This window comes from Skermania piniformis, from assembly GCF_019285775.1.
Classification (GTDB): domain Bacteria; phylum Actinomycetota; class Actinomycetes; order Mycobacteriales; family Mycobacteriaceae; genus Skermania; species Skermania pinensis.
Genome location: NZ_CP079105.1, coordinates 460,153 through 475,336, shown reverse-complemented (window position 1 = coordinate 475,336; position 15,184 = coordinate 460,153). Strand labels below are relative to the sequence as shown.

General features: G+C 68.9%; 13 protein-coding genes. 4 read left to right on the top strand and 9 right to left on the bottom strand.

Annotated elements, in window-relative coordinates; translation table 11 throughout:
• Positions 1 to 224: 224 nt before the first annotated feature.
• The 6 genes from KV203_RS02135 to thiO all read right to left on the bottom strand — a co-directional run bounded on the left by KV203_RS02135 (position 225) and on the right by thiO (position 5,700).
• A complete protein-coding gene (locus KV203_RS02135) occupies positions 225 to 1,709 on the bottom strand; it encodes a WS/DGAT domain-containing protein (protein WP_066466892.1) in 1,485 nt (494 codons plus the stop codon).
• 34 nt (positions 1,710 to 1,743) lie between these two features.
• Positions 1,744 to 2,424, bottom strand: a complete 681-nt coding sequence (locus KV203_RS02130; RefSeq protein WP_169797444.1) for an FkbM family methyltransferase — start codon at positions 2,422 to 2,424, stop codon at positions 1,744 to 1,746.
• A gap of 66 nt (positions 2,425 to 2,490) precedes the next feature.
• Positions 2,491 to 3,396, bottom strand: coding sequence for a glycosyltransferase (locus KV203_RS02125; RefSeq protein WP_083529753.1), 906 nt, complete (start codon positions 3,394 to 3,396; stop codon positions 2,491 to 2,493).
• Between the two features lie 269 nt (positions 3,397 to 3,665).
• Positions 3,666 to 4,376, bottom strand: coding sequence for a thiazole synthase (thiG, locus tag KV203_RS02120; RefSeq protein WP_246600878.1), 711 nt, complete (start codon positions 4,374 to 4,376; stop codon positions 3,666 to 3,668).
• Positions 4,377 to 4,447: 71 nt separating this feature from the next.
• Positions 4,448 to 4,633: a sulfur carrier protein ThiS gene (gene thiS, locus KV203_RS02115; RefSeq protein ID WP_246600456.1), complete on the bottom strand. Its 186-nt coding sequence runs from the start codon at positions 4,631 to 4,633 to the stop codon at positions 4,448 to 4,450.
• An 11-nt stretch (positions 4,634 to 4,644) separates the two neighbouring features.
• Positions 4,645 to 5,700, bottom strand: coding sequence for a glycine oxidase ThiO (gene thiO, locus KV203_RS02110; RefSeq protein WP_066466895.1), 1,056 nt, complete (start codon positions 5,698 to 5,700; stop codon positions 4,645 to 4,647).
• 45 nt (positions 5,701 to 5,745) lie between these two features.
• Here thiO and thiE point away from each other — a divergent pair, with 45 nt between their 5' ends.
• Positions 5,746 to 6,453: a thiamine phosphate synthase gene (thiE, locus tag KV203_RS02105; protein WP_246600455.1), complete on the top strand. Its 708-nt coding sequence runs from the start codon at positions 5,746 to 5,748 to the stop codon at positions 6,451 to 6,453.
• A gap of 58 nt (positions 6,454 to 6,511) precedes the next feature.
• On the opposite strand, the gene KV203_RS02100 is transcribed toward thiE, so the two are convergent.
• Entirely contained in the window at positions 6,512 to 7,174 is a 663-nt protein-coding gene (locus KV203_RS02100; RefSeq protein ID WP_083529755.1) for an NUDIX hydrolase, read from the bottom strand.
• Between the two features lie 168 nt (positions 7,175 to 7,342).
• Here KV203_RS02100 and KV203_RS02095 point away from each other — a divergent pair, with 168 nt between their 5' ends.
• From KV203_RS02095 to KV203_RS02085, 3 genes are read left to right on the top strand one after another with little or no spacing between them, the layout of a single operon-like run.
• Positions 7,343 to 8,596 (top strand): hypothetical protein, encoded by a 1,254-nt coding sequence (locus KV203_RS02095; RefSeq protein WP_157079645.1) that lies wholly within the window; start codon positions 7,343 to 7,345, stop codon positions 8,594 to 8,596.
• Positions 8,593 to 9,573 carry a glutamate ABC transporter substrate-binding protein gene (locus tag KV203_RS02090; RefSeq protein WP_373279185.1) on the top strand — a complete coding sequence of 327 codons (981 nt, stop codon included), beginning with the start codon at positions 8,593 to 8,595 and terminating at the stop codon, positions 9,571 to 9,573. Before KV203_RS02095 ends, KV203_RS02090 begins: the two co-directional genes overlap by 4 nt.
• 6 nt (positions 9,574 to 9,579) lie before the next feature.
• Positions 9,580 to 11,916 (top strand): serine/threonine-protein kinase, encoded by a 2,337-nt coding sequence (locus KV203_RS02085; RefSeq protein WP_083529756.1) that lies wholly within the window; start codon positions 9,580 to 9,582, stop codon positions 11,914 to 11,916.
• A gap of 11 nt (positions 11,917 to 11,927) precedes the next feature.
• Here KV203_RS02085 and KV203_RS02080 read toward each other — a convergent pair whose 3' ends face one another.
• Both KV203_RS02080 and pta read right to left on the bottom strand, forming a co-directional pair.
• Positions 11,928 to 13,079 carry an acetate kinase gene (locus KV203_RS02080; protein WP_066466898.1) on the bottom strand — a complete coding sequence of 384 codons (1,152 nt, stop codon included), beginning with the start codon at positions 13,077 to 13,079 and terminating at the stop codon, positions 11,928 to 11,930.
• On the bottom strand, positions 13,076 to 15,172 hold the full coding sequence (pta, locus tag KV203_RS02075) for a phosphate acetyltransferase (RefSeq protein WP_066466899.1): 2,097 nt from the start codon (positions 15,170 to 15,172) through the stop codon (positions 13,076 to 13,078). Before pta ends, KV203_RS02080 begins: the two co-directional genes overlap by 4 nt.
• Positions 15,173 to 15,184 lie beyond the last annotated feature (12 nt).

Sequence of the window (15,184 nt, the reverse complement as noted above, 5' to 3'; positions counted from 1 at the left end):
GGCTCGGATCGCGGGCACCGAAGACCCGGTCCGCCGGGATTTCCTTCGTGCAGCGTGCCGATCACCGGCTGATTGCTGGCTAGTAGCTGAAGTCGATCTTCGTAGCGGTCGCCGCTGACGAGCGCGGTGGGTGGCCAGCGCTGTGGGTGGCCAGTTGTCGACTGCTCAGACATGGTGGACGAAGCACACCGCGCCTGCGCAGGTGCCGCCGCACACAACGACGCTCAATCGGTGCTGCCGATCTCCGCGCCGGCGGCCACATCGGCGAACGCCGCTCCGAGATCGGCGAATGCGGCAGCGAGCAGACGTGCGTAGCGATCGATATCGATGGTGGTCGGGAGTGCGGTCACGGTGACGGTGAGATCGTCACCCCCGCCGGTCAAGGTGTGCGACAGGTGCGGATAGGTGGTCATGACTCGGCCCAGGTGGCACCCGAAGGCATGCGGCCGACCCGCCAGCGACCAGTCGGCGCTGGTATCGCCACGCTGCACGCTCGAGACGGCGATATCGCATCGCGCTGTCGACGTCCGACCCGACACCCGGCGCAACAGCCACCGGTGGATCGGGAACGGCGTGGCAGCTTGTGCCTGATACAGCGGTTCCAACCGCCGCTCCGCCACGCTCGCGCTCGACAGTGCCGCATTGACGGCCCGGGCCCGCTCCAGCGGATCGGCAATTGCCGGGCACAGGTCCGTTTCGATCTCGGTGACCTGGTTCACCCCCGGCATCCGCGAGTCGTCGCCGAGCGCGACCCACACCAACGCGGTCAGGTCGGGCAGGCAGGGCTGCCCGACCTCGTTCTGATAGCGCTCGGCAACAAACGACACGGCGGTCAGTACGAACGCGGTCACGGTGACCCCCTTGCCGCGGACACCGGCCAAGTCCGGCCGCAACACCCGGACCTCCGGAAGCAGCGCGGTGGCCGCTACCGGCATCGGCCGCGAGTCGATCAGCCTCGCCTGACGTGCGGCGCCCGGCACGGCGAGCCGGCCGGCGCGGTGGATCGTCCGCACAGCGCGCCGCTGCAGCACCTGCCAGCGAGCGAACTCGTATGGCAGCCGAACCAGCCCGAGCAGGCCGGCACTGATCGGCCGGGGTCGCGCGACTGCAGCACCCAATCCGTCGACCCGCAGCGGCGCGGGCACCTGCGCGAACAGTGCCTGAGACACCGCCTCGAGCTGCTTGCCGAAGAGGACCGCGTGCGAAAACTGCGCCGATACGACAGTGGCCGAGCCACTCTCGAACCCAGTGGCCGAGCCACTCTCGAACCCAGTGGCCGAGCCGTCCGGACCGGTAGGCGCACCGCGGACGTCGGTGTGCACGGTCAATCGCCAGGTGAACTCACGAACATCGATCCCCGGAATGAATTGCCGCAAGATCGAGTGCAATGCATCGTGCCAGGTGATCGGGTCGGCCGACACCGACAGCCGGTCCGTCAGCGGGGTGTGATCGGCGACCCAGTACGGGCTGTCGAGGTTGCCCGGAACTTCCACGACCCGCCGGGCCAAGGCGGTCACATACTGCTCGCGATCGCGCAGCGCGGCAGTGATCTCGTCGATCTCCGGTGGCCCGGCGGCCCCGTTGTCGAACACCCAGTAGATCATCCAGTCGGTGGGTCCCTCCGGCGTGGACGTCAGGTAGTGGGTGACATCCGCAACCGCCAGTCGCGCGCCCGACAAGCTCGGCCGCGGCTCGTCACCTCGAACCATGCGTGAAATCTTCGAGACCCGAGCCGCTCGTCGGCTACCGGCGTTCGAAGATGACGTCATAGCAGCCGCTACCTTCGGGCGGCCCATCGGCGAACTTCCACCGACCCAACTCGCTGAAACCGAAACCGGCCAGATGCTTTATCAGGTCACCGAGGTGGGCGCCGCCGGCATAGATCTCGAAATCCGCCGCCTCCGTCTTGATGAATCGGAAGTTGCTCAGCAGGTCGCCGGCGCCCTGCAATATCAGGAGTTCTGCACCCTGGGTGTCCAGGATCAGCGCTTCATATCGATCGAGATCGATATGTTCGGTATCGACCATCGTGTCGAACCGGGTGCTCCGCAGGCTGATCCGGTCGACATACTGCACCTCTGGCCACAACTCGGCATGCAGCGATAGATCGAAAATCGACGACGATTGCGCGTCGTTGTTGGCGATGTTGAGCTCATAGGTTTTACCGTCGACGTCGGACAGCAGATAGCTGAGCGCGCGCTGCCGCGGGTAGCGGTGAATATTACTCACCAACTTTTCGAACACATCCGGGATGGGCTCCACCCACAGCACCTCGAGTCCGGCGGCCTGATAATAAGCCCGCTCCTGCCCGGAATTGGCACCGATGTGGATTACCCCGTTGAGACCAAGAAGATAGGGATCATACTTTCGTACATGCCTTATTTCGACGATAAGGTCGCGCGCCCGCAGGGTGAAATCACGCAACATTGACACAATAAATCTCCAACATAGTACAATGAAAATCTTGCCGGTCGCTCGAAATCCGCGTTTTCAGATGCCGACGAGCGCGCCGACGGATCGCGGGTCGGTGGCGGTCTTTTCGTCCTGGTACGGCCCGACCTGCTCAGCCCGCCTGATCAGCGGCGTGAGCAGGTACTCGGCGGTCCGCCGGAACATCGCCTCGACACGAGTCTTGGTACTGATATAGCCGACGATCAGATCGTCGAGCGTTTGCCACGGGGTAAGGCGCACCCCCGCTTTTTTCCGCGCCTCGCTCATCACGGCGAAATACTCTCGCAAACTCATCGCCGAGCCGATCCCGGTCAGGCCGAAATGGGATACCACCTGCCAACACCGGCGCGGTTCGACGATCTGTGCGGCCTGCATGATGAACAGCTGATCGGCCGCGATCGGCAGATCGAGATCGTATTCGCCGATCTCGGCGACCAGATCCGCACCGAAATATGTTGCCTGATGCGGCACGACGGCACCGAGCGCACCCACCGCGAGCGCCCACAGAGAAAATGGGAACCGCTGCACGCTCACGCCACGGATCGAGCCGTCGGCGACGAAGTTGCACTGCAAACCGAAACCCCACTCGTTACGCACGTCCACCATGGTGTCGAGCGCAGATTGAACGGCTTGCGGAGCGGCGAAACTGTCGCCGGAGTTCATGAACCAGAGCACGTCCCCGCGGGCCGCCCGGATCCCCTTGTTCATCGCGTCGTAGCGGCCACGATCCGGTTCCGAAATCAGACATGCCGTGCTGCCGAGCCGACGCATGATCGCGATCGTCTCCGGCGAACCAGCCCCGTCCACGATGATGTGCTCGAGGTCGAAATTACCCGACTGCATGAGCACGGACTCAATCGTTCTGGCCAGCCCCTCGTCGTCGTGGAAGGTAATAGTGATTACCGAGACCGTAGGCCTGGAGACTTCTGCGACTTCCTGCATCATTCCGTCTATACGTCGATCATGCAATACGGGTATTCCGCCACGGAAAGAACTAACCGCGCTCGTCGACAGTAACGACGCCGAACTGCAATGTCAACGCAATCAACCGGACGATAAAAGCCGGCTAGAGAACATCTGTACTATTAGCTAAATTAGCATTTCAACTGAGTTGGAAGTGTCTTGTTTTTACTCGCCAACTTGCCGCGACGAGTTTGCCCACGACGAAAAAATCATATTGTTTATCAAACTTTTATCGATGGTTTCGGGTCGGGTTATTCGTCCCGGTCGGGGGACGATGCCTGGGCCCAGAACCGCTGCGGAATCCGGCCGGCCAGATGCGCGTTCCGGCCGGCCCGCACCGCGTCCCGCATCGCGGCCGCCATCAACGTCGGCTGCCGGGCGCGGGTCACCGCGGTCGCAAGCAACACCGCTGCACAGCCGAGCTCCATCGCGCGGGCCGCATCGCTGGCCGTCCCCAGACCGGCATCCAGGATCACCGGCACGCCGGCGGCGCCGACGATCAGCTCGATGTTGTGCGGGTTGAGGATGCCCAGCCCGGTGCCGATCGGCGACCCGAGCGGCATGACCGCAGCGCAGCCGGCGTCCTCGAGCCGGCGCGCCAGCACCGGATCGTCGGTGGTGTACGGCAGCACGATGAATCCGTCGTCCACGAGCTGTTCGGCGGCGTCGAGCAACTCCACCGCATCCGGCAGCAACGTCCGGTCGTCGGCGATCACCTCGAGCTTCACCCAGGCGGTCTCCAGCGCTTCGCGGGCCAACCGGGCGGTGAGCACCGCCTCGGCCGCGGTCCGGCAGCCCGCCGTGTTCGGCAGCGGAGCGATAGCCAGCCGGTGCAGCAGATCGAGCACGCCGGTCTCCCCGGTCGGGTCGATCCGACGCAACGCGACCGTGGTCAGCTCGGTGCCGGACTCGACCAACGCCTCGGCCAGAACGGTCAGGCTCGCCGCACCGCCGGTCCCCATGATCAGCCGGGAATCGAACTTCCGGCCGGCGATGATCAGCGGATCGGTCACGCCGGCCGCCACCTGACCGCTCAACCGCCCTGCACCGCGGTCAACACATCGATCACCCATCCCCGCTGCACCGGCTCGTCCCAATGATCCCGGGCCAGCGTTCCGCCGTTGACTGCGACCGCGATCCCACGCTCGGGCATTCCGAGCTGGGCGAGCAGCCCGCGCATGGTCAGTTCGGATTCGAAGTAGTGCTCCGTACCGTTCACCGTCACACCGATCACAATCGACCTCCCGGTTCGAATCTGTGCGGATCTGCGCACCGCGCAACCTCCAGCGTCTCACCTGCCAGCGCCGCGAGCACGGCGTCGGCGGTGAGCGGCGTGGTGAGGACCCCGTTGCGGCCATGACCGGTAGCGACGACCACCCGGTCGGAGACCCGGCCGAGCAGCGGCAGATTGTCCGGGGTCATCGGACGCAGCCCGGCGCTCACTTCGGCCAGCTCGTACTCGCCGAGCGTGGGCAACAACGTCTCGGCGTCGGCGATCAGATCGCGCACCCCGCCCACCGTGACCGCGGTGTCGTTACCGGACTCGTACTGGGTGGCGCCGACCACCAGGCCGTCCGCGCGCGGCACCAGGTAGACCGGTCGGCCGTGGACGCGGGCCCGCAACACCTGCGCCGGCGGCCGCGCCACCCCGGGCCGAGTGCGCAGCCGCAGGATCTCCCCCTTCACCGGACGCACCGGCAAACCCGGCCAGAGTTCCGCCGAGGCCGCCCCGGCGGCGAGCACCACCTGGTCGGCGGTCACGTCGGCCAGGTCGTGCACCACCTCGGCATACCGAACGCCGGACTTCACCGCAGCCGCGAGCAACGCGCCGACCAAGGCCCGGTTGTCCACCGCGGGTTCGGCCAACGACAGCAGCCCGGCGCGGACCGCTCGGGCAAGACCGGGCGCCACGGCCCGGATTTCGGCCCGGTTCAGCAGTCGAAGTTCGTGCCCGCGCTCCCCGACCCAGTCGGCCACCGTGCGCAGATCGGCGATGTCGGCCGTATCCAGCGCGACGGTGAGCGTGGTGGTCGCGGTGAACAGATCATCGCGCCCCAACCAGCGCGCGAAACCCGGCCAGCGTTCCAGCGCCGCCGCACCGAAGCCGAGCACCGCGTCCTCGCCGGGCCAGCTCTCCGACAGCGGCGCCAGCATCCCGCCGGCCACCCAGGACGCCCCGCGGGCCGGCGCCGGGTCGTGCACGGTGACCACCCAACCCTGATCGGCAGCGCGGGCGGCGATCGCGAGCCCGATCACGCCACCGCCGACCACGGCAAGACTGCGCACGGCCCTCACCTCACTTTGCGGATCGGCTGACTACGGTCTATGGACGTGCTCGCTGCTGATTCTCGCAGGGCCCGGCTCGCGACCGCCCGGCTCTACCTGTGTACCGACGCTCGCCGCGAACGAGGTGATCTGGCCGAGTTCGTCGATGCCGCACTGGCCGGTGGGGTGGACATCGTGCAACTTCGGGACAAGGGCTCGGTGGGGGAACAACGCTTCGGTCCCTTGCCCCCGACCGCCGAACTCGCCGCGCTCACGGTGCTCGGCCGATCCGCCCGGCGGCACGGCGCGTTGCTCGCCGTGAACGATCGGGCCGACCTGGCCCTGGCCGCCGGCGCGGACGTCCTGCATCTGGGGCAGGACGATCTGCCGGTTCCGGTCGCCCGCCGTGTTCTCGGCCCGGATGTGCTGATCGGCCGCTCGACGCACACTCCCGAACAGGCCGCCGCGGCCGCCGGCGAACCCGGGGTGGACTATTTCTGCACCGGCCCGCTCTGGGCCACCCCGACCAAACCCGGTCGGGCGGCGACCGGGTTGGGCCTGGTCACCGCCACAGCTGCCGCCGCACCACAGCGGCCCTGGTTCGCGATCGGCGGGATCGACGCCGAACGACTGCCCGACCTGCTCACCGCGGGCGCGCGCCGCGTCGTCGTCGTCCGGGCCATCACCGCGGCCGCGGACCCGGAAGCCGCGGCGCGCCGGCTGCGCGCGGCCTTGGCCGTGCCGACGGACCAATGCGCGCCGACGGAGCAATGACGGCGGCATCGGCCGAGTAGCGAAATCCCACAGTGCTCCCTCGACGCGCGCGTGTGTGTCAGGACAGCACCTGAGCGCGGGTGAAGGCGAGCTCCGCGCCGTCCGGCACCGGGTCGGCCAGCACCGCGGTCCGCGCCGCAGCAACCCGGTCGTCACCGGCCAGCCAACCAAAACCGCCGCCGGGGAGACCGATCGTCCGGGGCAGCGCCGCCAGGAGTTCGGCCGCGGCGGTCCGGTCCAGATCGTGCACCAGCAACCGCACCGGCTCGGCCCGCAGCGTCGTCCACGCCGCGCCGAAACCCGGGTGCAAGGCCAGCCCGGCGACCTCGTCCTCGACGACCCAACGCAGTTCGGCACTTTCCCGATTCCGCACGGTGGCCAAAGGTTCGGCGGTATCGGCCACCACGGTGGTGTAGGTCCAGCCGCTGGCCGCCCGGGCGGTCACCAACTCGGCGCGAACCCGGAGCGAGTCGGCGGCGATCCCGGCTTCCTCCCCGGCCTCGCGAACCGCCGCGTGCACTGCCGACTCGTGTGAGTCCCGAGCACCGCCGGGCACACCCCAGGTACCGCCCTGGTGGCTCCAGACCGCTCGGTGCTGCAGCAACACCACAGCGCGACCGTCGGCAAGCGGTGCTCGAAGCAACAGACCCGCAGCACCGTGACGGCCCCACTGGCGAGACCCGTCGGGGCTGATCATCCAGCCGTCACCATCGCCGCGCATGTCTCGACTGTATTATCGAAGTGCCCGTCGGCCACCGAATCACCCCCGCTCCCGACGCACATCCCGCTCTCTCGACAACACGCATTCGACCAACCGCATTTGACGAACACCCCCGTTCGGCCGACCCGGCGCCGGTCGTGCGGAGCCGACCTGACGGAGGTCCAAGACGTGGTGGGGTCAGACCGCGAGTTTCTCCGCTCATCACCGGCGCGGTTACTCGGAGTTGCCACCGTGGTCGCCGCGCTCTGCCTGGCCACCGGTGCGATGGCCGGGCTCACCGCGCACACCCGCCAGAACGCGCTCGACAACCTGCTCGACGAGACCGAACCGCTCGCCTACACCACCCAGCGGCTCTACGTCGCGCTGTCGATGGCGGACGCGTCGGTGGGATCGGCGTTCATCGCCGGCGGCTTGGGGCAGCCCATCTTGCGCGAACGCTATCTGCAGGCGATCGGCGAGGCCGCGGCCGACGCCGCGATCGCGATCCGGGTCGACGACCCGCCGGAAATTCGGCAGCTGCAACGTACCGTCGCCACCGAACTGCCGGTCTATACCGGGGTGGTGGAAACCGCTCGGGCGAACAACCGCAGCGGAAACCCGGTCGGGGTGGCGTATCTCGCCGAGGCGTCGGCCCTGATGCAGCAGACGATCCTGCCCGCCGCCCGACAGCTGCACGAGCACCGGGCCGACAGCGTCGCCGTCGAGGCGGAACGCCAGCGACGGCTACCGGTCGCGGCCCTGATCGTGCTCGGCGGCACGCTGATCGCGCTGACCGCGGCCCAGCTGTACCTGACCCGCCGCTCGCGCCGGCTGATCAGTCCCTGGCTGGTCGCGGCGACGACCCTGCTGGTGGTGTTGTTCGGCTGGCTGACCATTGCCGGGACGATGTCCGCGGTGTACGGCCGCCGCGCCGTCCAGCAGGGCACGACACCGCTCGGCGAACTCACCGAGTGCCGGATCTACGCCCAGCACGCCCGATCGAACGAAACCCTGAAGATCCTGCTACCCGACGTGACCGCAGACTACGACACCAACTTCACCAACGATTTCGATCAGCTCACCGACCGGCTGAACAGCTACCGCGCGCAGGCCGGCGCCGACCAGGTCGCCCGCGCGAAAGCAGCCCGAGACCGCTGGGCGGCGGCACACCGCCGGCTGAACGACGTGATCAGCGGCGGCATCGTGGACAGCTCACGGCTGGCCGCGATCGGTGCCCAGTACGCCGCGGTCACCGTCGAGCAAGCCGTCCTGGACGACGCGCTGGCGGTCGGCATCGCCGAGACCCGCGAGCGCTCGAGGCACGATTTCCATGTGGCCGCCCGCTGGCTGGACCTGCTCACCCCGGCGGCGGCGGTGCTCGGCATCGCCGCCGCGATCGCGGTGGCGGCCGGCTTCACCCCCCGGATTCGGGAGTATCAGTGATCCGGGCCGTGCCGATTCGGGTGGCGGCCGGCGGATTCGCCGCCTGGACCGCGCTCGCCGGCTGCGCCACCTCCGAGCCGCCCGGGCCGGCCGCCGCCGACCCGACCACCGCGGTATACGCCGAACCGCCGCTGCCGGACGGCGCGACCACCGAAACCGCGCCGGTCCCCGCGCCGGCGACCACCGATTGTGGCGACCCGACGGCCAGCCTGCGTCCGGACGGCATCACCGAAGGCCCGACGCTGGACGCGATTCGGGCCCGCGGACGGTTGATCGTCGGGCTGGACTGGGGCAGCAATCTGTTCAGCTTCCGGGACCCGGTCACCGGGATCCTGAACGGGTTCGACGTCGACATCGCGAAGGAGATCGCGTTCGACCTGTTCGGCGACCGGGAGCGAGTGGAGTACCGGATCCTCAACTCGGCCGACCGGCTGGCCGCCCTGGAGAACAACCTCACCGACATCGTGGCCAAGACGATGACCATCACCTGCGATCGACGCCAGCGGGTGACGTTCTCCACCGGGTACTACGCAACCGGACAACGAGTACTGGTGGTGCACGGGTCCGGGATCGACGGGATCGCCGACCTCGCCGATAGGTCGGTGTGTGTGGCCGCCGGCACCACCTCGCAACAACGAGTCCGCACCGAACAGCCGGCCGCGCGGCTGCTGACCGTCCCGACCTGGGCGGATTGCCTGGTCGCGATGCAGCAAGGGCAGGTCGATGCGATCAGTACCGACGATTCGATCCTCGCCGGGCTGGCCGCGCAGGACCCGTATCTGGAGATAGTCGGCGCCCGGTTCAGCAACGAGCTGTACGGCATCGGCATCCACAAGGGAAACGACGATCTGGTCCGCTTCGTCAACCGGACGCTGGAACGCATCCGCGCCGACGGCACCTGGAACCGCATCTACAACCGCTGGCTGAGCGTCCTCGGTCCGTCCCCCGGACCACCGCCGGCGCGGTATGAGGACTGAGCCGGCATGCGCCCCAGCGACCTCGAACCCGAACTCGGCGACCGGTCGGCCGCCACCCAACCCGCGGGCGGTACCGAACCGGTAACCGCTGGTTCGGCAAGTGCGGCGCCGGAAAGTGCGGCGTCGGCAGGTACCGAACCGGTCGGCACCGCGCCGGTCGCGATGGGCCTGCTCGACACCGGGCCGATCGAGATGAGCCTGCTCGACACCGGACCGGTCGGCCGCAGTCTGCGGACCGGGTCGGCGCCGGAGACCCGCCGGATCGGCGCCGGATTGGTCCCCGTCGCCACCATCGAACCGACCGACCCGGCCAACGAGGTATTGGCCGACCCGCTGGTCCCGGAAGGCAAGCGGTTCTGTTGGCGGTGTGGTGAACCGGTCGGTCGCACTACCCCCCGGGCGCCGGGCGCGGCCGTCGGTACCTGCCCGAACTGCGGCGCACCCTTCGATTTTCGGCCCGCGTTGGGTCCCGGCGATCTGGTCGCCGATCAGTACGAGGTGCAGGGCTGCATCGCCCACGGCGGCTTGGGCTGGATCTACCTGGCGGTCGACCGCAACGTCAGCGACCGCTGGGTGGTGTTGAAGGGCCTGCTGCACACCGGTGACACGAAAGCCCAACAGGTCGCGGTCGCGGAACGGCAGTTTCTCGCCGAGGTATCGCACCCCAGCATCGTGAAGATCCACAACTTCGTCGAGCAGGCCTATCCCGAAGGCTCGGTGATCGGCTACATCGTGATGGAGTACGTCGGCGGCCGGTCGCTCACCGCGATGCTCGACGAGCATCCCCGGCCGGCCCGGATGCCGCTGGAGGCGGCCATCGGCTACCTGCTCGAGGTCCTCCCGGCGATGGAATACCTGCACTCCACCGGGCTGGCCTACAACGACCTCAAGCCGGACAACATCATGGTCACCCCGGACCGGGTCGTGCTGATCGACCTGGGTGCGGTCGCGCTGTTCGACGCATACGGGGAGCTCTACGGCACCCCCGGCTTCCAGGCGCCGGAGATCGCCCGAACCGGTCCCACCGTCGCATCCGACATCTACACGGTGGGACGCACGCTGGCGGTCCTCACCCTGAACCTGCCGATGCAGCACGGTCGCTATCTGGACGGCCTGCCCGAGCGGGCGAGCACGCCGACCTTGCACGACAACGACTCGTTCGCCCGGTTCCTCAGCCGTGCCACCGACCCCGACCCGGCGCGGCGTTTCGGGTCGGCCGCCGAGACCGCCGACCAACTCACCGGCGTGCTCCGCGAGATCGTCTCCACCCGCACCGGCCTCGAACATCCGCATCTGTCCCGGATGTTCAGTGCGCAACGCGACAGCTTCGGCACCCGCTACGTCACCGGCCGGCTGGACGCCTTCAGCGACGGCATCCAACGCCGCGAGCGCCTGGTCGCACGCAGCGTTGCCGCCGCGCTTCCGGTGCCGATCGACGACCCGGCCGATCCGGTCGCAACCTTGCTCGCTGCCGCCGGACGGGCCGAGCCGGCCCACGCACTGGATGCGCTGGCCGCGGTGAAAGCCAGCACCGACGACCCACAAGCGCAGATCGCGGTCGGACTGGCCGAGCTGCAGGTCTACCTCGACCGTGGGGACGCCGACCAGCTCGGCGCCGCGGTGGAGCAGCTGCGCACCGACCATCCCGCCGATTGGCGGCCGATCTGGTACGCGGGCCTGGCCGCCTTACTGAGCCGGTCCTATCAGGCAGCCTACGAGCACTTCGACACCGTCCGAGACGCGCTGCCGGGCGAGATCGCACCCCAGTTAGCCATCGCGGCGACCGCAGAACTCATCGTGCAGCACTGGGAATCGGCAGACCCGGGGCAGTGGCAAGCGCACGCGCAACACTATTACCGAACCGTCTGGCGGACCGATCACAGCGTGGCAAGCGCGGCGTTCGGGCTGGCCCGGCAGCTGGTGACGGCCGGGGACGTGCGGGCCGGGATCGACATCCTGGACGAGGTGCCGGTCGCCTCGCGCCATCACGACGAAGCCCAGATCACCGCGATCCTGTTGTTGCTCACCGCGCGGCCGGCGACCGAGCTGACCGAGCTCGATCTGCGCGAGGCCGCCGAGCGACTGTCGGTCCTGCCACCGGACGAGGTCCATCAGCTACCACTGCGCACCCTGGTGCTGAGCGCGGCGGTCGAGTGGGCCGCGTCCGGCCGGTCCCCGGCCTCGCCGAAATCGACGCTGCTCGGCGTGCCGTTCACCGAGCGGGGCCTGCGCGCCGGCACCGAAGCCGGCCTGCGGCAGCTGGCCCGGGCTGCGCCCAGCCGCCGACACCGCTACGCACTGGTGGACCTGGCGAACCAGCTCCGGCCCCGCACCTGGCGGTAACCCGGCACCGCTCAGTCCGGCTGCCCGGTCGCCACCTCGGCGGCGGCCCGGGCGATCGCGAGTTCCTCGTCGGTCGGCACCACCAGCACGGCGACCGGCGCGCCGGCCGGCGAGATCACTCGCGCCGACCGCGCCGGCGCGGCGTTGCGCTCGGGATCGACGGCGATCCCGAACCGGTCCAGCCCGGCCAGGGCGTCCGCCCGCACCGCGACGCTGTTCTCCCCGACCCCGGCGGTGAACGTGATCGCGTCCGCGCCGCCCAACTCGATCAGATACGCCCCGATGTACCGGCGCAGCCGATGCAGGTACACCGCATAGGCGAGCTGCGCCGCCGAGTCGCCGGCCTCGACCATCGCCGACAGTTCGCGGAAATCGTTCGCGCCGGCCATCCCACGCAGCCCGGAGTGCTGGTTGAGCAGCGCGTCCAGGTCCGCCGCGGTCATCCCGGCCCGGTCCAGATGGAGCAGGATGCCGGGGTCGAGATCACCCGACCTGGTGCCCATCACCAGCCCCTCCAACGGGGTGAATCCCATGCTGGTGTCGATCGGGCGGCCGCCGGCGATCGCCGATGCGGACGCGCCGTTGCCCAGATGCAGCACGATCTGGTTCACCGTCGCCGGGTCACGATCGAGCAGCTGCGGCACCTGCCCGGCGACATACTCGTGCGACGTGCCGTGGAATCCGTACCGCCGGATGCCGTACCGGGCGGCCACCGCCGGGTCGATCGCGTAGGTGCGCGCGGCCGCCGGTAGACCGTGGAAGAACGCGGTGTCGAACACCGCGACGTGCGGGACCCCCGGCAGCAGCGCCCGGGCACTGCGGATGCCGCGCAGATTGGCCGGGTTGTGCAACGGGGCGAGCTCGGCCAACCGCTCGATCTCCCGTTCCACCTCGTCGGTGACCAGGGTCGGCCGATAGAACTGGTCCCCGCCGTGCACCACCCGGTGCCCGACCGCGCGCAGCCCGAGCGCGGCGAGGTCGTAGCCGGCCGCGGCGATCGCCTCGAACGCGGCTACCAGCGCCGCTTCGTGATCGGCCGGATACTCCGGCTCACCGATCCGGCCGATCAGTCCGGCGACCCGAGATTCACCGGACTCCGGTTGTACCAGTTGGTATTTCAGCGACGACGAGCCGGAGTTGAGCACCAGCACCAAGTCGCTCATTCGATCGCCCCGGCCTCGGCGGCGGCCTGGATCGCGGTGATTGCCACCGTGTTCACGATGTCGGCGACCAGCGCGCCACGGGAAAGGTCGTTGACCGGCTTGCGTAAACCTTGCAGCACCGGCCCGATCGCCACCGCGCCGGCACTGCGCTGCACCGCCTTGTAGGTGTTGTTGCCGGTGTTCAGGTCGGGAAAGACGAAGACGGTGGCTCGACCGGCGACCGGCGAGTCCGGCAGCTTGGCCGACCCGACGTCCGGGTCGATCGCCGCGTCGTACTGGATCGGGCCGTCCACCAGCAGCTGCGGCGCCCGCGCCCGGACCAGCTCGGTCGCCGCACGCACCTTGTCCACATCGGCACCGCTACCCGACTCCCCGGTGGAGTAGGACAGCATGGCCACCCGCGGCTCGATATCGAACTGGGCGGCGGTTTGCGCCGACGAGATCGCGATATCGGCAAGCTGTTCGGCGGTCGGATCGGGCACGACGGCGCAGTCGCCGTAGGCGAGCACCCGATCCGCCAGACACATCAGGAACACGCTGGACACCGTGTCCACTCCGGGCTCGGTCTTGATGATCTGGAAGGCCGGCCGGATGGTGTGCGCCGTGGTGTGCGCGGCACCGGACACCATCCCGTCGGCCAGCCCGCGGTACACCATCATGGTGCCGAAGTAGGAGATGTCGGCCACGTACTCGCGGGCCCGTTCGACCGTCATCCCCTTGCTCGCGCGCAACCGGGCATACTCGTCGGCGAACTCGTCGAGCAGATCCGACGTGGCCGGATCGAGCACCTGCGCCGCAGTCAGGTCCACCCCCAACTCGGCCGCCCGTCCGCGGATCGTCGCTTCGTCGCCGAGGATGGTGAGATCGGCGATCCGCCGCTGCAGGACCCGACCGGCAGCCCGCAGAATCCGGTCGTCGGTGCCTTCCGGCAGCACGATGTGCCGTCGGTTGACCCGTGCCCGGTGGATCAGCTGGTACTCGAACATCTGCGGCGTGGTCACCGTCGGGATCGGCACCTCGATCAACCGGATCAGTTCGACCGGGTCCACCCGCTGCTCCATCAGCGCGAGGGCGGTGTCCACCTTCGCCGGCGAACCCACGGCAACCCGGCCCCGGGTCCGGGCGGCGGCGGCCGCGGTGTCGTAGGTACCCAGGTCGGTGGTCAGGATCGGCAACCGCAGGTGCATGTTCTCGATCAGCTCGGCGATCGCCGGGTGCGGCCGGATGCCGCCGTTCATCACGATCCCGGCCAGCGACGGGAACCCGGTCGCCTCGTGTGCGTTGACCAGCGCGAGCAGCACATCGGAACGGTCGCCGGGCACGATCACCGCCACGCCGTCGGTCAACCGTTCCAGGATGTGCTCGGCGGTCATGCCGCCGACCATCACCTTCAGCACCTCTCGTTGCAGCAGTTCGGGATCGCCGCCGTAGCGTTCGCCGCCGATCGCGCGCTGCAGTTCGGCCATCGTCGGCGCGGACAGCAACGGAGCTTCCGGCAGGGTCCAGGCCGGCACACCGGCCGGCGCCAGCGCCTCGGCGACCGCGTCGAGTTCACTCGGGTCGCACCGGTTCACCACCACCGCAACCAGATGCGCCCGCTGGGCGGCCAGCTCGCCCTGACACAGCTCGACCAGGTGCACTATCTCGGCCGGCGTTCGATCGACCCCCCGGACGACGAGCAGCACCGGCGCGCCCAGGTTCACCGCGATCCGGGCGTTGAAGGTGAGTTCGCTGGGGCTGGCGACGTCGGTGTAGTCGCTGCCGACGACCACCACCGCGTCGCAGCGTTCCGCGACCGCGTGGTACCGCAGCACGATCTCGGCCAACGCAGCCTCGGGATCGGCATGTACCTGGTCGTAGGTGACGCCGATCGCCTCGTCGTAGCCGATATCGGCTGTCGTGCGATCGAGCAGCAGCTCCAGGACGTAGTCGCGCTCGTCGCCGGTGCGGGCGATCGGCCGGAATACCCCGACGGATGCCGTGATCGCGCAAAGCATCTGGAGCACGCCGAGCGCAACGGTCGACTTTCCGGTCGCGCCTTCGGGAGAAGCGATATACACACTCGAGGTTTCCGGGGCACCGGTGCCGATCATGGCCGCGAGCCT